Source organism: Micromonospora sp. URMC 106 (assembly GCF_051386395.1).
In the GTDB taxonomy this organism is placed as follows: Bacteria; Actinomycetota; Actinomycetes; order Mycobacteriales; family Micromonosporaceae; genus Micromonospora.
On record NZ_JBPQTP010000034.1, the window covers coordinates 1 to 14309 of the forward strand.

The following is a 14309-nucleotide window of genomic DNA, read 5'->3' on the forward strand; positions in this document are numbered from 1 at the left end:
CCCACCCACCCAGCTCGGCGATCTTGCACTTTCCGCCCCGACAAAGCCGACATCCTCCGCGAATCATGGGCACAAACTGCAAGATCGCGGGCGGAAGGGTGGGATGGGGGCGCGGGTCAGCGGCGGACGACCCTGCGGGGCTTCGTGGCCCTCAACTCGGCGTACCGCTTGAGGGACTGCGAGCGGTAGTCGAGGCCGAGCGCCGTGAGCAGCAGGTAGCCGAGCAGCACGCCGATGCCGGTCGCCGCGAGGTAGAGCCAGATCTGGGCGAAGAACGTGCCCGCGCCCCCGCCGAACGGGTTCTCCCCGACCAGCAGCGGCCCGACCAGCACCGTCAGCAGCAGCGCGATGCCGACCGCGGCGGCCATGTCGGCCCCCCAGGCGGCGACCGGCCGACGCCTGCCCCAGACGAAGGCGACCGCGGCCAGCACCAGCCCGATCACCACGAACATCCCGAGCGACACCCGGTCGGCGGCGGCGGTGTCGTCACCGTCGAAGCCGAACCGGGTGACCAGCCGGGCGACCACGTTGACCGCGAACAGCGCGACCGCGAGCACCCCGATCGCGCGCCACCGCTCCCTCATCGCACGCCTCCCGCCGTACCGCCCGCCTCCGCGGCGGGCTTCCTGGCAGGAATATCTACCACCGCAACCTGGGTGTCGTCAGTCCCCCGGACGGGCCGGCGGTGGCGCCAGGATCTGCCGGAAGCCCATCACGGCGAAGGTCATCGCGCCGGCCACGATCATCGCCAGGCCGACCCAGTTGTCGCCGGCGACGAGCAGGTCCCCCTCGGCGGTGCGGACCGCCGCGACCGCCATCAGGACGAACCAGGGCAGCGCGGGCAGCGCCACCGCCCAGCGGCGGCCGACGGCCTCGTGGGCGAACCAGCTCAGCGCGACGTTCGCCGCGACGGCGAGGAGCACCGAGACGCCGATCAGCTGCCCGCCGACCCGGAGCGTGGCGAGCAGCAGCTCCAGCACCGCGGTGAGCACCCCGCCGAGGACGGCGACCAGTCCGCCGGCCACCCGCAGGGCGAGGTCGAGCAGCGGCCGGTGCCGTGCGGGCGGCGGCGGGGCGCTCTCCTCGGGGACGACCGACATCGGCGCGGCGGGCAGCGTCACCGGAGGCCGGCCGCCCCGACCGGGGACCGGTCCGGGCCGTCGGCGACGTCGAGCCCGGCGAAGAGGTCGTCCTCCCAGCCGTACGGCCCGCTGCCCGGGCCCTTCTCGCCCACCGCGAGGGTGTAGTACTCCACGCCCATGAACTCGCTGCCGAAGTTGCCGGCGATCGAGTAGAGCCAGGAGGTGTCGGGGATCTGGGTGGCGTGCGCCCGCATCGCCGCCTCCTTGGCCGCGTGCTGGTCGGTGGCGTCTATCCGGGCCGCGATCTGCGCGTCCGGGGTGCCGAAGGGCAGCTCGGAGACGTCCCCGATGCCGGCGAAGGGATTGTCCGACGACTCGGCGAAGTGGGTCATCCCGGCCTCCAGCACGCTGAGCGGCATCGCCGTCCAGTAGACCTTCGCCGGGGCGAAGCCCTCGGCGGCGGCCAGCTCGTACGCGCGCATCGCCACCCGGTGCGCCTGGATGTGGTCGGGGTGCCCGTAGAAGCCGTTGTCGTCGTACGTGATCATGACCTGCGGGCGCACCTCCCGCATGATCTCCACCAGGTGCCCGGCGGCCTCGTCGAGGTCGGCCTGCCAGAAGGCCCGGGGGTGCTCGTTGGTGGCGAGCCCCATCATGCCGGAGTCGCGGTAGCGGCCGGCCCCGCCGAGGAAGCGGTGGTCGGTGACGCCGAGCGCCGCGCAGGCGGCGTTCAGCTCGGCGATGCGCCAGCCACCGAGCTGGTCGGCCTCGGCGGCGGCGAGCTGGGCCAGCGCCGGCACGTGGATCTCGCCCTCCTCGCCGAGGGTGCAGGTCACCAGGGTGACGTGGGCGCCGGTGGCGGCGTAGTGCGCCATCGTCGAGCCGGTGCCGATGGACTCGTCGTCGGGGTGCGCGTGGACCAGCAGGAGGCGGCGGTCGGGCAGCGTCGTCACGGTGGTCACTCTAACCGGCGGTTCTCCCCCGCCGGCCCTGACGCGTCCACGCAGGTCGGCCACATCACCCCCGGCGCCGCTCTACGATCTGGCGTGTGGACTTTCCGGAGCTGGCCGCCCGCACCCGCCGGTTCAGCCGCGGAGCGCCGCGTGGGGTCTCCGTGGCCGACGACGGCTCCCGGGTGGTCTTCCTGCGCTCCGCCGGCCCGGAGGACCCGGCCGACGCGCTCTGGCTCCTCGACGTGGCCACCGGCGAGGAGCGGCTGGTCGCCGACCCGGCGGCGCTGCTCGGGGCGGACGCCGACGTCGACGCGCTGAGCCCCGGCGAGCGCGCGCTGCGCGAGCGGCTGCGGCTGAGCGCCTCCGGGATCGGCTCGTACGCGCTGGACGGCGCCGGCCGGGTGGCGGTCTTCGCGCTGGCCGGCCGGCTGTTCCGGGCCGACCTGGTGCACGGCGACGTGGTCGAGGTGGCCACCGTCGGGCCCGCGCTCGACCCGCGACCCGACCCGACCGGCCAGCGCCTGGCGTACGTGACCGACGCCGCCGAGGGGGTCCGCCGGGGCCAGCTACGGGTGGTCGAGGACGACGGCACCGACACCCTGCTGGCCGGCGAGGACTCCGGGGTGACGTGGGGGCTGGCCGAGCACATCGCGGCCGAGGAGTTCGACCGGTTCCGCGGCTACTGGTGGGCGCCGGACGGGCGCTCGGTGCTGGCCGCCCGGGTGGACGAGTCCCGGCTGGACCGCTGGCACCTGCACGACCCGGCCGACCCGGCGAGCCCGCCGACGACGGTCGCGTACCCCCGGGCGGGCGGCCCGAACGCGGAGGTCAGCCTGCACCTGCTCGACCTCGACGACGGCTGGGTCGACGTGCACTGGGACCGGGAGACCTACCCGTACCTGACCGCGGTGCACTGGGCCGACGGCGGGCCACTGATCACCGTGCTGCGTCGTTCCCAGCAGCACGGCCTGGTGCTCGCCGTCGACCCACGCACCGGCGAGACGCAGGTGCACGCCGAGCTGGCCGACCCGCGCTGGGTGGAGCCGATCCCCGGCACCCCCGCGCACCTGCCGGACGGCCGGGTGCTGGTCGGTGGCGAGCTGGCCCACGACGGGTACGACGCCCGCTGCCTCTTCGCCGACGGGACCCTGCTCACCCCGCCGTCGCTGTACGTGCGGCGGGTGGTGGGGCGGCTGCCCGGCGGCCCGGGCCCGGCCGACCTGCTCGTGGAGGCGAGCGACGGGGAGCCGAGCGAGCGGCACCTGTTCCGGGTGCGCACCACCATCGGCGGCGGCGTCGACGCGCGCCGGATCACCACGGACCCGGGCTGGCACACCGCCGCGGTGGGCGGCGACGTGCTGGTGGTGGGGAGCGCCTCGCTCGACCACCCGGGCACCCGCTGGACGGTGTGGCAGGGCGAGCGCGAGGTGGCCGTGCTGCGCTCGTTCGCCGCCACCCCGCCGTACTCGCCGTTGCCGCTGCTGGAGCGGGTCACCGACCGGCGGCTGCCGACGGCGGTGCTCTATCCGGACAACTACGTCACGGGGCGGCGGCTGCCGGTGCTGCTGGACGTCTACGGCGGGCCGGGGCACCAGGAGGTGCTCGCCGCCCGCTCGGCCTGGCTGGAGCGGCAGTGGTGGGCCGACGCCGGCTTCGCGGTGGTCACCATCGACAACCGCGGCACGCCGGGGGTGGCCCCGTCGTTCGAGAAGGCGATCCACCGGCGGGTCGCCGACGTCGTACTGCTCGACCAGGTGGACGCGCTCACCGCGCTGGCCGGCAAGCACCCCGACCTCGACCTCGGCCGGGTCGCCGTGCGCGGCTGGTCGTTCGGCGGCTGGCTGGCCGGGCTGGCGGTGCTGCGCCACCCGGAGCTGTTCCGGTGCGGCATCGTCGGCGCGCCGGTCACCGACTGGGCGCTGTACGACACGGCGTACACCGAGCGCTACCTGGGCCTGCCGGACGACGGCACGGACATCTACGCGCACCACTCGCTCGTGGAGCTGGCCGGCGAGCCGGTGCGCGATCCGGCGGCGGCCCGGCCGCTGCTGCTGGTGCACGGCCTGGTCGACGACAACGTGGTGGCCGCGCACACGCTGCGCCTGTCGGCGGCGCTGCTGGCGACCGGCCGCCCCCACTCGGTGCTCCCGCTGACCGGCGCCACCCACATGGCCGCCGGCGGCACGGCGGAGCGCCTGCTCAAACTGGAGCTGGACTTCGTCCGACAACACCTGCTCTGAGGCCGGGTGGACGTACGGAGGCCCCGGCCGACGACGCTGTCGACCGGGGCCCGTCCGTGCGGTTGGTGCCTGGGGTTACTGCTTGACGTACGCGTTCACGAAGGACGGGTAGCCGAAGACGCTGGAGACGAAGATCCCACCGGCCTTGGAGCCGTGCACGAGGTACGCCACGTCGACGTAGAGCGGCACCACCGGGGCGTGCTCCTTCATGATCCGCTCGTCGAGCTTGGCCCACTCCGGGCCCTGCTCGCCCGGCGGCAGGGCCAGGATCCGGTCGAACTCGGCGTTGATCGCCGGGTCGTTGAAGTACGCGCTGTTGCTGTTGCCCTCGGCCTTGATGGTGCGGCCGTCGTAGAGCACCGGCAGGATCGAGGCGCCGCTCGGCCAGTCCGCCGCCCAGTTACCGATGTACAGGTCCCAGGGGTTGTCCTTCTTCTTGACCTCGTCGAGCTTCGCGTCGTCCGGGATGTTCCGGATGGTGATCTTGAAGCCGGCCCGCTCCAGGTTGCCCTTGAGCTGGGTACCGATCTGCTGCTCGGTCGTGTTGTCGGCGACGCCGAGGACCAGTTCCGGCGTCTGGCCGCCGAGCAGCTCCTTGGCCTTGTCGACGTTGCCGCTGGCACCGGCCGGGTAGGCGTCGTACGCCTTGAAGCCGATCGTCGACGGCGGCATCAGCGTGGTCATCGGGGAGGCGACGGTCTGCCCGCCGACGGCCTTGATCAGGCCGTCCCGGTCGATGGCGTAGTTCAGCGCCTGACGGACCTTCAGGTCCTTCACCCGCTGGTTGTTGATGACGAGTTGGTTGGCGCTCGGCGTCGGCGACAGGATCGACCGCTGCTTGAGCGCCGGGTCGTTGGCGACCTTGGCGACCAGCGAGGCGGGCACGTAGTTCCAGGCGACCGCGCTCTGGTCGGCGCCGTTGTCGGCGATCACCCGGTTGTTCGCGGCGTCGGCGGTCGGGCCGAAGCTCCACACGAACTGGTCGGGGTACTGGTGCCGCACCGGGTCGGTGTTCGGGTCCCAGTGCGGGTTGCGGTCCAGGGTCAGCTGCACGCCGACCTGGTTCTTCGCGACCTTGTAGGGCCCGGACGAGAACGGCGCGTTGTCCAGGTTCACGCCGGTGTCCTTGTCCGCCGGCAGCGGCGCGGTGGTCGGCAGCGAGACCGCGAACGGCAGGTCACAGCGGGGCTTGGCGAACTCGAAGCGCAGCGTCTTCGCGTCCGGGGTGGTCAGGCCCGGGGGCAGCGAGGTCTTGTTCTTCTTGAAGTCCCACTTGGTGTCGAACTGCGGGCTGTCGGCCAGCCACTCCTGGATGTAGGTCGGGCCGCCCGACAGGTCCGGGTCGAAGGAGCGGGCGATGCCGTACGCGATCTCCTTCGAGGTGATCGGCCGGCCGTCCTCGAACTTGACCCCGTCCTTGATCTTGAATTCCCAGACCTTGCAGTCGTTGTTGACGTTGGTGCCCGGCGTCTCGGCCAGGTCGCCGACGAGGACCAGGCCGCCCTTGCCGTCGTCCTTCCACGTGGTCAGGTAACGGGAGAACAGCGGCGACGCCATCAGGCCGGCGAACGAGTAGGTCCGCTGCGGGTCCAGGTGGGAGATCGGGGTCTCCCGGATGATGGTGAGGGTGCCGCCCTTCTGGGCGCCCGGCACCTCGGCCGCCGGACCCTTGGAGTCCTTCGGATCGGTCGCGATGACCCCGGTCTGCTGCCGGTTCGTGTCCACCGTGGTGCCTTCGCCCGTGTTCTCCGAGCACGCACCCAATGCCACAACCAGTGCGATCGCGCCGCCTGCGGCGGCCGCCACGCGTGGTCGCATCTCCTACCTCCTCCACCCAGGTGCCGCCGGGCGTGAGCGCCGACGTCCCGAGGATCGTAAAGAAGAAAACCTACGAGTTGTGTAACAGTTGTCGATAAATTTCACCGTCGTGCGGCCGGTGGACACCGGGCCCGGGCCCGAGGGCCGGGGCGGCGGGTCAGCCGAGTCGTACGCGGGGGTCGATGGCGGCGTAGAGCAGGTCGACCAGCACGTTGGCGAGCACCACGAAGACCGCCGAGATGAGCACGGTCGCCATGATGGTCGGCAGGTCGCCGGCGCGCACCGCCTCGACCGCGGTCCGCCCCAGCCCCTGGATGCCGAAGGTGGTCTCGGTGATCACCGTGCCGCCCAGCGCCGCCCCGACGTCCAGGCCGGCGATGGTGACCACGGGGGTGATCGCGGCGCGCAGCGCGTGCCGCCCGTACACCTTCGGCTTCGCCAGGCCCTTCGCCCGCGCGGTGCGGACGAAGTCCTCCGAGAGCGTCTCCAGCATCTGCGCCCGCGACAGCCGGGCGTAGATCGCGGAGAACAGGAAGGCCAACGCGACCCAGGAGAGCACCAGCCCGCTCGCCCACTTCACCGGATCGTCGAAGATCGACGTGTAGCTCGGCACCGGCAGCAGGCGCAGGTTGTAGACGAAGACCATCAGCAGCACCGCGCCGACGAAGTAGAGCTGGAGCGAGGCGCCGGTCAGCGAGAAGCCGATCGCGGCGCGGTCCAGCCAGGTGCCCCGGCGCAGCGCCGAGAGCATGCCGAGGCCGACCCCGAGCAGCAGCCAGAGGATCGCCGCCGGGATCACGATGCTCAGCGTCACCGGGAGCACCCGCGTGATGGTGTCCAGCACCGCCTCGTTGTTGACGTACGACCAGCCCAGGCAGGGCGCGTCGCACCGGCCACCCTGGGCGCTGCCCAGGTCGCGGCCGGTGAAGATGCCCTTCATGTAGCCGGCGTACTGGGTGATCAGCGGATCGCGCAGGCCCAGTTCCTCGCGGACCCGCTCCAGCCGCTCGGGGTTGCAGTTCTTCGGGCACATGCCGCTGACCGGGTCGCGGGGCAGCGCGAAGAACATGAGGAAGGTCAGCACGCTCACCGCGAAGAGGGTGAGCACCGCGGAGAAGATCCGCTTGATCAGGAAGCGCGCCATCGGATAACCCCTACCGGGACGACTTCGGGTCGAGCGCGTCGCGCAGCGCGTCGCCGAAGAGGTTGAACGCGAACACGAGCGCGAAGATCGTGATGCCGGGGAAGAAGACGAACGCCGGGTCGGTCTGGAGGTAGTCCAGGCTCTCGTAGATCATCCGGCCGAAGCTCGGCGTCTCCTCGGTCAGGCCGACGCCGATGAACGACAGCGCCGCCTCGCTGGTGATGAACTGCGGCACCGCGAGCGAGAACGACACCAGGATCGGCGCCCAGATGTTCGGCAGCAGTTGCCGGAAGAGCATGTGCCCCAGCCCGGCGCCACTGGCCTTGGCGGCCTCCACGAACTCCCGCTCGCGCAGCGCGATCACCTGGCCGCGGACCAGCCGGGCCGTGCTGGTCCAGCCGAAGATGGCGAAGACGGCGATCAGCACCCCGACCCCGAAGGCCGGGGAGACCGCGTCCCGCTCGCCGTAGAAGCGCAGCGTCAGGGTCGGGGTCAGGGCCAGCGCGATGACCAGGAACGGCATGGCCAGGGTCAGGTCGGTGACCCAGTTGATGACCGCGTCGAGCCACCCGCCGAGGTAGCCGGCGAGCGCGCCGAGCGTGATGCCGATGACCGCCGTGATCACCGCCGCCGCGAACGCGATGAGCAGTGAGGTGCGCAGGCCGTAGACCAGCCGGATGAAGATGTCCCGGCCGAGGCCCGGCTCCAGCCCGAAGAAGTGCTCCCCCGACACGCCGCCGGCGTAGCCGAGCGGCATGCCGAAGCCGTCGAGCTTGCCCTGGAACTGCTCGCGCGGGCCGATCCCGTAGAGCATCTCGATCAGCGGCGCGGCGAGCGCCACCAGCACGAAGAAGATCAGCAGCACGCCGCTGACCATCGCCGTCCGGTCGCGGCGCAGCCTGATCCAGGCGAGCTGGCCGGGCGAGCGACCGACGAAGCCCTTCTCCTTCGGCACGTCGGCGTCGCCGCCCGACTCGATCTCGGCCAGCGCCACGCCCTCCACCGGGGACATGCTCATCTCGACACCTCCTCGACGCCCGCATCCGTGTCCGCCGCGCCCGTCTCCGCCGCTCCGGTGTCGGCGCTCCGGCCCGCCGGCTCGGCGGCGGCGACGGTCGCCTCGCCCGGGGCCGCCTCGACGGGCCCGCGCTCCGGGAAGTGACAGGCCGCGGCCTGGTTGCCGCCGTCGCGGGGCGCCAGCGCCGGCTCCTCGGTGGCGCAGATGTCCTGCGCCTTCCAGCAGCGGGTGCGGAACCGGCAGCCCGAGGGCGGGTTCAGCGGGGTGGGCACGTCGCCGGCCAGCCGGATCCGGCCGGCCGGGCCGAGCTTGGTGACGTCCGGGATCGCCGATAGCAGCGCCCGGGTGTACGGGTGCTGCGGGCGCTCGTAGATGTCGTCCCGGTCGCCGATCTCGACGATCTTGCCGAGGTACATGACGGCGACGCGCTGGCAGAAGTGCCGCACCACGGCCAGATCGTGCGCGATGAAGACGAACGCCAGGCCCAGGTCGCGTTGCAGGTCGCGGAGCAGGTTGACCACCTGCGCCTGGATCGACACGTCCAGGGCGGAGACCGGCTCGTCGGCGACGATCAGCTTCGGCCGCAGCGCCAGGGCGCGCGCGATGCCGATGCGCTGGCGCTGGCCGCCGGAGAATTCGTGCGGGTACCGGTTGTAGTGCTCCGGGTTCAGCCCGACCAGCTCCAGCAGCTCCTGCACCCGGGCCTTGATCCCGCCGGGCGGGTCGATCCCGTTGACCTGCAGCGGCATCGCGATGATCCGGCCGACGGTGTGCCGGGGGTTCAGCGAGGCGTACGGGTCCTGGAAAATGATCTGGAGGTCCTGCCGCAGCGGGCGCAGTTCCCGGCGCCCGGCGTGGGTGATGTCCCGCCCCTCGAACTCGATGCTTCCCGCGGTCGGCTCCAGCAGGCGGACCAGCATCCGGCCGGTGGTGGTCTTGCCGCAGCCGGATTCCCCCACCAGGCCGAGCGTCTCGCCCGGGCGCACGTCGAAGTCCAGCCCGTCCACGGCCCGCACCAGGCCGGTGCTCCGCAGCCCGCTGCGCACCGGGAAGTGCTTGCTCAGCCCGCGCACCCGCAGCAGCGGCTCCACCGTGTCCACACTCATCGGGCGACTCCCACGTGGGCGATGTCCTCGGCGTAGAGCCGGGTCCGGTCGTCGGCGGAGAGGTGGCAGGCCACCAGGTGGCCGGGCGCGCCCGTCGGGCGCAGCTCCGGGACCTCGGTGCGCGAGCGGTCGCCGTTGCGGTCGGCGTACCGGCAGCGGGGGTGGAAGGCGCAGCCGGACGGCAGGTTGATCAGGCTGGGCGGGTTGCCCTTGATCGGCACCAGGTCCGCGTCGGCGTCGCCGTGCAGGGAGGGCACGCTGGAGAGCAGGCCCCAGGTGTACGGGTGCTGCGGCCGGCGGAGCACCTGCTCCACGCTGCCGTGCTCGACGGCCCGGCCGCCGTACATGACCAGCACCTCGTCGGCGACCTGGCTGACCACACCCAGGTCGTGGGTGATCATGATGATCGCGGAGTGGAACTCGGCCTGGAGGTCGGCCAGCAGGTCGAGGATCTGCGCCTGCACGGTCACGTCCAGGGCGGTGGTCGGCTCGTCGGCGATCAGCAGGTCCGGGTCGTTGACCAGCGCCATGGCGATCATCGCCCGCTGCCGCATGCCGCCGGAGAACTCGTGCGGGTACTGGTCGAAGCGGCGGGCGGGCTGCGGGATGCCGACCCGGCCCAGCATGTCCACCGCGCGCTGGCGGGCCTCGCGCTTGCCGGCCTTCGGGTGGTGCACCCGGTACGCCTCGGCGATCTGCCGGCCCACCGTGAAGTACGGGTGCAGCGCGGACAGCGGGTCCTGGAAGATCATCGCCATGTCGCGGCCGCGCAGCCGGCGTACCTCCTCCTCCGGCAGGCCGACCAGTTGGCGCCCGCCGATGGAGATCTCCCCGGTGATGGTGGTCCGCTTGGCGTTGTGCAGGCCGAGGATGGCCAGCGAGGTGACGCTCTTGCCCGAGCCGGACTCGCCGACGATGCCGAGCGTGCGCCCGCGCTCCACCGCGAACGACACCCCGTCGACCGCGCGCACCACGCCGTCCTCGGTGTCGAAGCGCACCCGCAGGTCGCTCACCCGCAGGTACGGGTCCTGGCCGGAGCGCTGCTCCGGCACGCTGGGGCGGCCCGGTTTCCCGGACGGCGCCGACTCCGGACTGCCCACGACCGCCTCCCTCAGTGACGAAGAGAACCTACAGGAATTCACTGAGGGTGAAAATAAGCTACAAGGCCGGGAGCTGTCAGCGGGCCACAGCGTAACGACTCTGCAACGGGCGTGAACACCCCTCACCTCGGCATCCACGGGCGTTGACGCCTCGATCCGCACGCCGGGGGCGACGATGGGCGCGGCAGTCCGGGGAGGATTCCCGCCGGCACGAGGTGGAGGTGACCATGAGCGCGGCGGTGTTCGGCCACGACGGCCCGTGGAGCGAAGAGGAGTACCTCGCCCTCGGCGAGACGCAGCAGCGCGTCGAACTCTTCGACGGGAGCCTCCACGTGACCCCAGCCCTCACTCCCCGCCACCAGCGCATCTCACGCAAGCTGGGCAACCTTCTCGAACCCGCCGCCGAAGCCCTCGGGCTGGAGCTGCTGGAAGCGGTGAACGTCCGGCTCCGGCCTGGTCGCATCCCCATTCCCGACCTCGTGGTCACGGCTCCGATCGACCTCGACGACCCCTGGATCGAGGCGGCCGACGTCCGGCTGGTGTGCGAGATCATCTCGCCGGGCAACGCGGCCACCGACAAGGTGCTCAAGATGCACTACTACGCGGCGGCCGGCATCGAGTGGTATCTCCTGGTGGAGCAGGAGACCCTGACGGTGCACCTCTACCAGCGGCGGGGCGCCCACTACGTCGAGCGGTCGGTGACCAAGGCCGGTGAGGCACTGGAGCTGACCGAGCCGGTGCGGGCCACCATCCGGCCGGAGGCGCTGCTCGCCTGACGGATGTCGGTGCGCTCGCCTAGGGTCGGGCGCATGAGCGAGTTCGACGCGGCGGCCGCAGCGGTGCAGGCGGCGCTCGACGCGGGCGCCCGGTACGCCGACGCCCGGGTGATGCACCGCCGCTACGAGTCCATGTCGGCCCGCAACGGCGACGTCGAGGAGCTGACGCAGGACGAGAGCATCGGGCTGGGCGTCCGCGCGCTGGTCGGGTCGAGCTGGGGCTTCCACGCCGTACCGGAACTGTCGGACGCCGCCGCCCGCGAGGCCGGCCGGCGCGCCGCGCGGATCGCCGGCGCGAGCGCGCGGGTTCCGGGGCCGCCGATCGACCTGGTGCCGGCCGAGCCAATCACCGCGAGCTGGGCGTCCCCCTGCGCGGTGGACCCGCTCGGCGTGCCGCTGACCGACAAGGGCGACCTGCTGGTCGGGGCCACGCGGACGATGGCGGAGCACGGCGCCGACGTGGCCGAGGGCCTCTACCAGGTCTGGGACACCGCCAAGTGGTTCGTCTCCAGCGAGGGACACCGGATCGACCAGCGGATCCGAGAGTGCGGCGGCGGCATCTCCGCCACCTCCATCGGCGACGGCGAGACCCAGCGCCGCTCCTACCCCAGCTACCGCGGCCAGTACGGCACCACCGGCTGGGAGCTGGTCGAGTCGCTCGACCTCGCCGCGCACGCGGCGCGGATCGCCGAGGAGTCCCGGGCGTTGCTGACCGCGCCGCCCTGCCCGGCCGGCGAGACCGACCTGATCCTCGGCGGCGAGCAGCTCGCCCTGCAGATCCACGAGTCGGTCGGGCACGCCATCGAGCTGGACCGGATCCTCGGCTGGGAGGCCGCCTTCGCCGGCACCTCCTGGTTGGACCTGGCCCAGCTCGGCTCGCTGCGCTACGGCTCCGAGCTGATGAACGTCACCATCGATCCGACCATCCCGGGCGCGCTGGGCAGCTTCGGCTTCGACGACGAGGGCTCTCCCGCGGTGAAGCGGGACGCGGTGCGCGAGGGGCGCTGGGTGGGCGTGCTCGCCGGCCGGGACTCGGCCGCCGTCGCCGGCCTCGGCTACGGCGGGAGCGTACGCGCCGACGGCTGGGCCCGGCTGCCGATGGTGCGGATGACCAACGTGGGCCTGGAGCCCGGCCCGCACACCCTGGAGGAGATCGTCGCCGCCACCGACGACGGTGTGCTGATGGACGTCAACCGCTCCTGGTCCATCGACGACAAGCGGCTCAACTTCCAGTTCGGCTGCGAGATCGGCTGGGAGGTGAAGAAGGGTCGGCGCGGGCGGATGCTACGCAACCCCACCTACACCGGCATCGGGCCGCTCTTCTGGCGCTCGATGGACATGCTCTCCTCGGAGACCGTCGCCTGGGGCACCCCGAACTGCGGCAAGGGCCAGCCCGGCCAGGTCGGGCACACCGGCCACCCGGCCGCGCCGGCCCGCTTCCGTAACGTCCGGGTAGGAGTTCGCGCGTGAGTGAGCTGGAGATCGCCGGCCAGGTGGTGGAGCTGGTCCGCCGGCTCGGCGGGCCCGACGCGCAGGCCGAGGCGGTGGTCACCCGGGCCGACCTGGCGCTGACCCGGTTCGCCAACTCCTTCATCCACCAGAACGTGGCCGAGTCCGGCGTCGAGGTCCGGCTGCGGCTGCACCTCGGTGGGCGCACGGCCGCCGGCAGCGGCAGCGTGGTCACCGCCGACGGGCTGCGCGCGCTGGTCGAGCGCACCCTCGCCGCGGCGCGGCTCTGCCCGCCCGACCCGGCCTGGCCCGGCCTCACCGCGCCGGCGCCGACGGCGACCGCCGCGGCCCTGGACGAGGCCACCGCGTACGCCGAGCCGGACGACCGCGCCGAGCGGGTCCGCGCGTTCGTGGCGGCGGTCGGCGGGCTGGAGGCGGCCGGCTACTGCCGCACGGCGCACCGCTCCTCGGCGTTCGCCAACTCGGCCGGTCACTCGGCGCGGGGGCGCTCCGCCGAGGCGGCGATGGACGGCATCGCCCGCACGGGGGGCTCCGACGGGGTGGCCCGGTTCTGCGCCGACCGGCTGGCCGATCTGGACGGCGCCGCGCTCGGCGTTCGGGCCGCGGCCAAGGCGCGCGCCGCCGCCGACCCGGTCGAGTTGCCGCCCGGCCGCTACGAGGTGGTGCTGGAGCCGGCCGCGGTCGCCGACCTGCTCCAGAACCTCTCCTGGTTCGGCTTCAACGGCAAGCGGTACGCCGAGCGGCAGTCCTTCGCCGAGCCGGGCGCGGCCCAGTTCGACCCGGCGGTCACGCTGGTCGACGACCCGCTCGGCGGCTCCGGGCTGCCGTTCGACGCGGAGGGCACGCCCCGGCGGGCGGTGACCCTGGTCGAGGCGGGCACCACCCGGGCGGTGGCGCACGACCGGCGTACCGCCGCCGAGGCCGGCGCGACCTCGACCGGGCACGCGCTGGCGGGTGCCGCGACCTGGGGTCCGATGCCCCGCAACCTCCGCCTCTCCGCCGCCCCGGCGGCGGGTGCCGGCGTCACCGGCGGCGCCCCGGTGACGGCTGGCGGTGGGTCGGGCACGGCGCGCGCGGGCGACGGTGTGCCGGGCGCGGTGGTCGACGGGGACACCGCCGAGCTGGTGGCGCGGGTGCGGCGGGGGCTGCTGGTCAGCGACCTCTGGTACACCCGCGTGCTCGATCCGAAGAGCCTGGTCGTCACGGGCCTGACCCGCAACGGGGTCTGGCTGGTCGAGGACGGCGTGGTGACCCGGGCGGTCCGCGACCTGCGCTTCACCGAGTCCTATCCCCGCGCCCTGGGCCCGGGCGCGGTGCTCGGACTGGGCCGCCGGGCCGCGCGCCAGCCGGACCGGACGGACGGCGTCTGGTGGGAGGCGCCGCCGCTGCGGTTGGCGTCCTGGAACTTCACGGGCGGCGCCTCCGGCTGACCCGCGTCCCGGCGGCGCCCGCCACCGGGACGGGACGGGCCGGCGACGCTTCCGGGTGAGCCGCCCCGGTCCGCCGGACAGGCGTCCGGTGAGGTTCTTAACATCCGGACATCGATCATCGTTCGGGGCTTTCCACCGGCCGGGACACACGGGACACTGCCTTGCGCGGACG

The 14309-nt window shown here is 73.0% G+C and carries 12 protein-coding genes; 4 read left to right on the top strand and 8 right to left on the bottom strand.

All coding sequences use genetic code 11. The features are described from left to right. Positions 1 to 116 precede the first annotated feature (116 nt). The 3 genes from ACSNOB_RS13530 to mshB form a co-directional block, all read right to left on the bottom strand. A complete protein-coding gene (locus ACSNOB_RS13530; RefSeq protein ID WP_436686956.1) occupies positions 117 to 584 on the bottom strand; it encodes a hypothetical protein in 468 nt (155 codons plus the stop codon). A 78-nt stretch (positions 585 to 662) separates the two neighbouring features. Beyond that, positions 663 to 1100, bottom strand: a complete 438-nt coding sequence (locus ACSNOB_RS13535) for a hypothetical protein (protein ID WP_393109260.1) — start codon at positions 1098 to 1100, stop codon at positions 663 to 665. A 17-nt stretch (positions 1101 to 1117) separates the two neighbouring features. Further along, positions 1118 to 2044, bottom strand: a complete 927-nt coding sequence (gene mshB / locus ACSNOB_RS13540) for an N-acetyl-1-D-myo-inositol-2-amino-2-deoxy-alpha-D-glucopyranoside deacetylase (RefSeq protein ID WP_436686957.1) — start codon at positions 2042 to 2044, stop codon at positions 1118 to 1120. Positions 2045 to 2130: 86 nt separating this feature from the next. Between mshB and ACSNOB_RS13545 the strand changes: the two genes are divergently transcribed. Then, complete coding sequence (locus tag ACSNOB_RS13545; protein ID WP_436686958.1) at positions 2131 to 4275, top strand: prolyl oligopeptidase family serine peptidase; 2145 nt, start codon at positions 2131 to 2133, stop codon at positions 4273 to 4275. A 75-nt stretch (positions 4276 to 4350) separates the two neighbouring features. On the opposite strand, the gene ACSNOB_RS13550 is transcribed toward ACSNOB_RS13545, so the two are convergent. From ACSNOB_RS13550 to ACSNOB_RS13570, 5 genes are all read right to left on the bottom strand, one after another. Next, positions 4351 to 6093, bottom strand: a complete 1743-nt coding sequence (locus ACSNOB_RS13550) for an ABC transporter substrate-binding protein (RefSeq protein WP_436686959.1) — start codon at positions 6091 to 6093, stop codon at positions 4351 to 4353. A 157-nt stretch (positions 6094 to 6250) separates the two neighbouring features. Further along, positions 6251 to 7237: an ABC transporter permease gene (locus tag ACSNOB_RS13555; RefSeq protein WP_393109252.1), complete on the bottom strand. Its 987-nt coding sequence runs from the start codon at positions 7235 to 7237 to the stop codon at positions 6251 to 6253. A gap of 10 nt (positions 7238 to 7247) precedes the next feature. Further along, a complete protein-coding gene (locus ACSNOB_RS13560; RefSeq protein WP_436686960.1) occupies positions 7248 to 8255 on the bottom strand; it encodes an ABC transporter permease in 1008 nt (335 codons plus the stop codon). Beyond that, complete coding sequence (locus tag ACSNOB_RS13565) at positions 8252 to 9361, bottom strand: dipeptide ABC transporter ATP-binding protein (RefSeq protein ID WP_436686961.1); 1110 nt, start codon at positions 9359 to 9361, stop codon at positions 8252 to 8254. Before ACSNOB_RS13565 ends, ACSNOB_RS13560 begins: the two co-directional genes overlap by 4 nt. Continuing rightward, positions 9358 to 10413, bottom strand: a complete 1056-nt coding sequence (locus tag ACSNOB_RS13570) for an ABC transporter ATP-binding protein (RefSeq protein WP_436687004.1) — start codon at positions 10411 to 10413, stop codon at positions 9358 to 9360. Before ACSNOB_RS13570 ends, ACSNOB_RS13565 begins: the two co-directional genes overlap by 4 nt. A gap of 275 nt (positions 10414 to 10688) precedes the next feature. Between ACSNOB_RS13570 and ACSNOB_RS13575 the strand changes: the two genes are divergently transcribed. The 3 genes from ACSNOB_RS13575 to ACSNOB_RS13585 are packed head-to-tail and all read left to right on the top strand — an operon-like array spanning position 10689 to position 14137. Next, positions 10689 to 11237 (top strand): Uma2 family endonuclease, encoded by a 549-nt coding sequence (locus ACSNOB_RS13575; protein ID WP_436686962.1) that lies wholly within the window; start codon positions 10689 to 10691, stop codon positions 11235 to 11237. Between the two features lie 33 nt (positions 11238 to 11270). Beyond that, a complete protein-coding gene (locus ACSNOB_RS13580) occupies positions 11271 to 12707 on the top strand; it encodes a TldD/PmbA family protein (RefSeq protein WP_436686963.1) in 1437 nt (478 codons plus the stop codon). Continuing rightward, positions 12704 to 14137: a TldD/PmbA family protein gene (locus ACSNOB_RS13585; protein ID WP_436686964.1), complete on the top strand. Its 1434-nt coding sequence runs from the start codon at positions 12704 to 12706 to the stop codon at positions 14135 to 14137. Before ACSNOB_RS13580 ends, ACSNOB_RS13585 begins: the two co-directional genes overlap by 4 nt. Positions 14138 to 14309 lie beyond the last annotated feature (172 nt).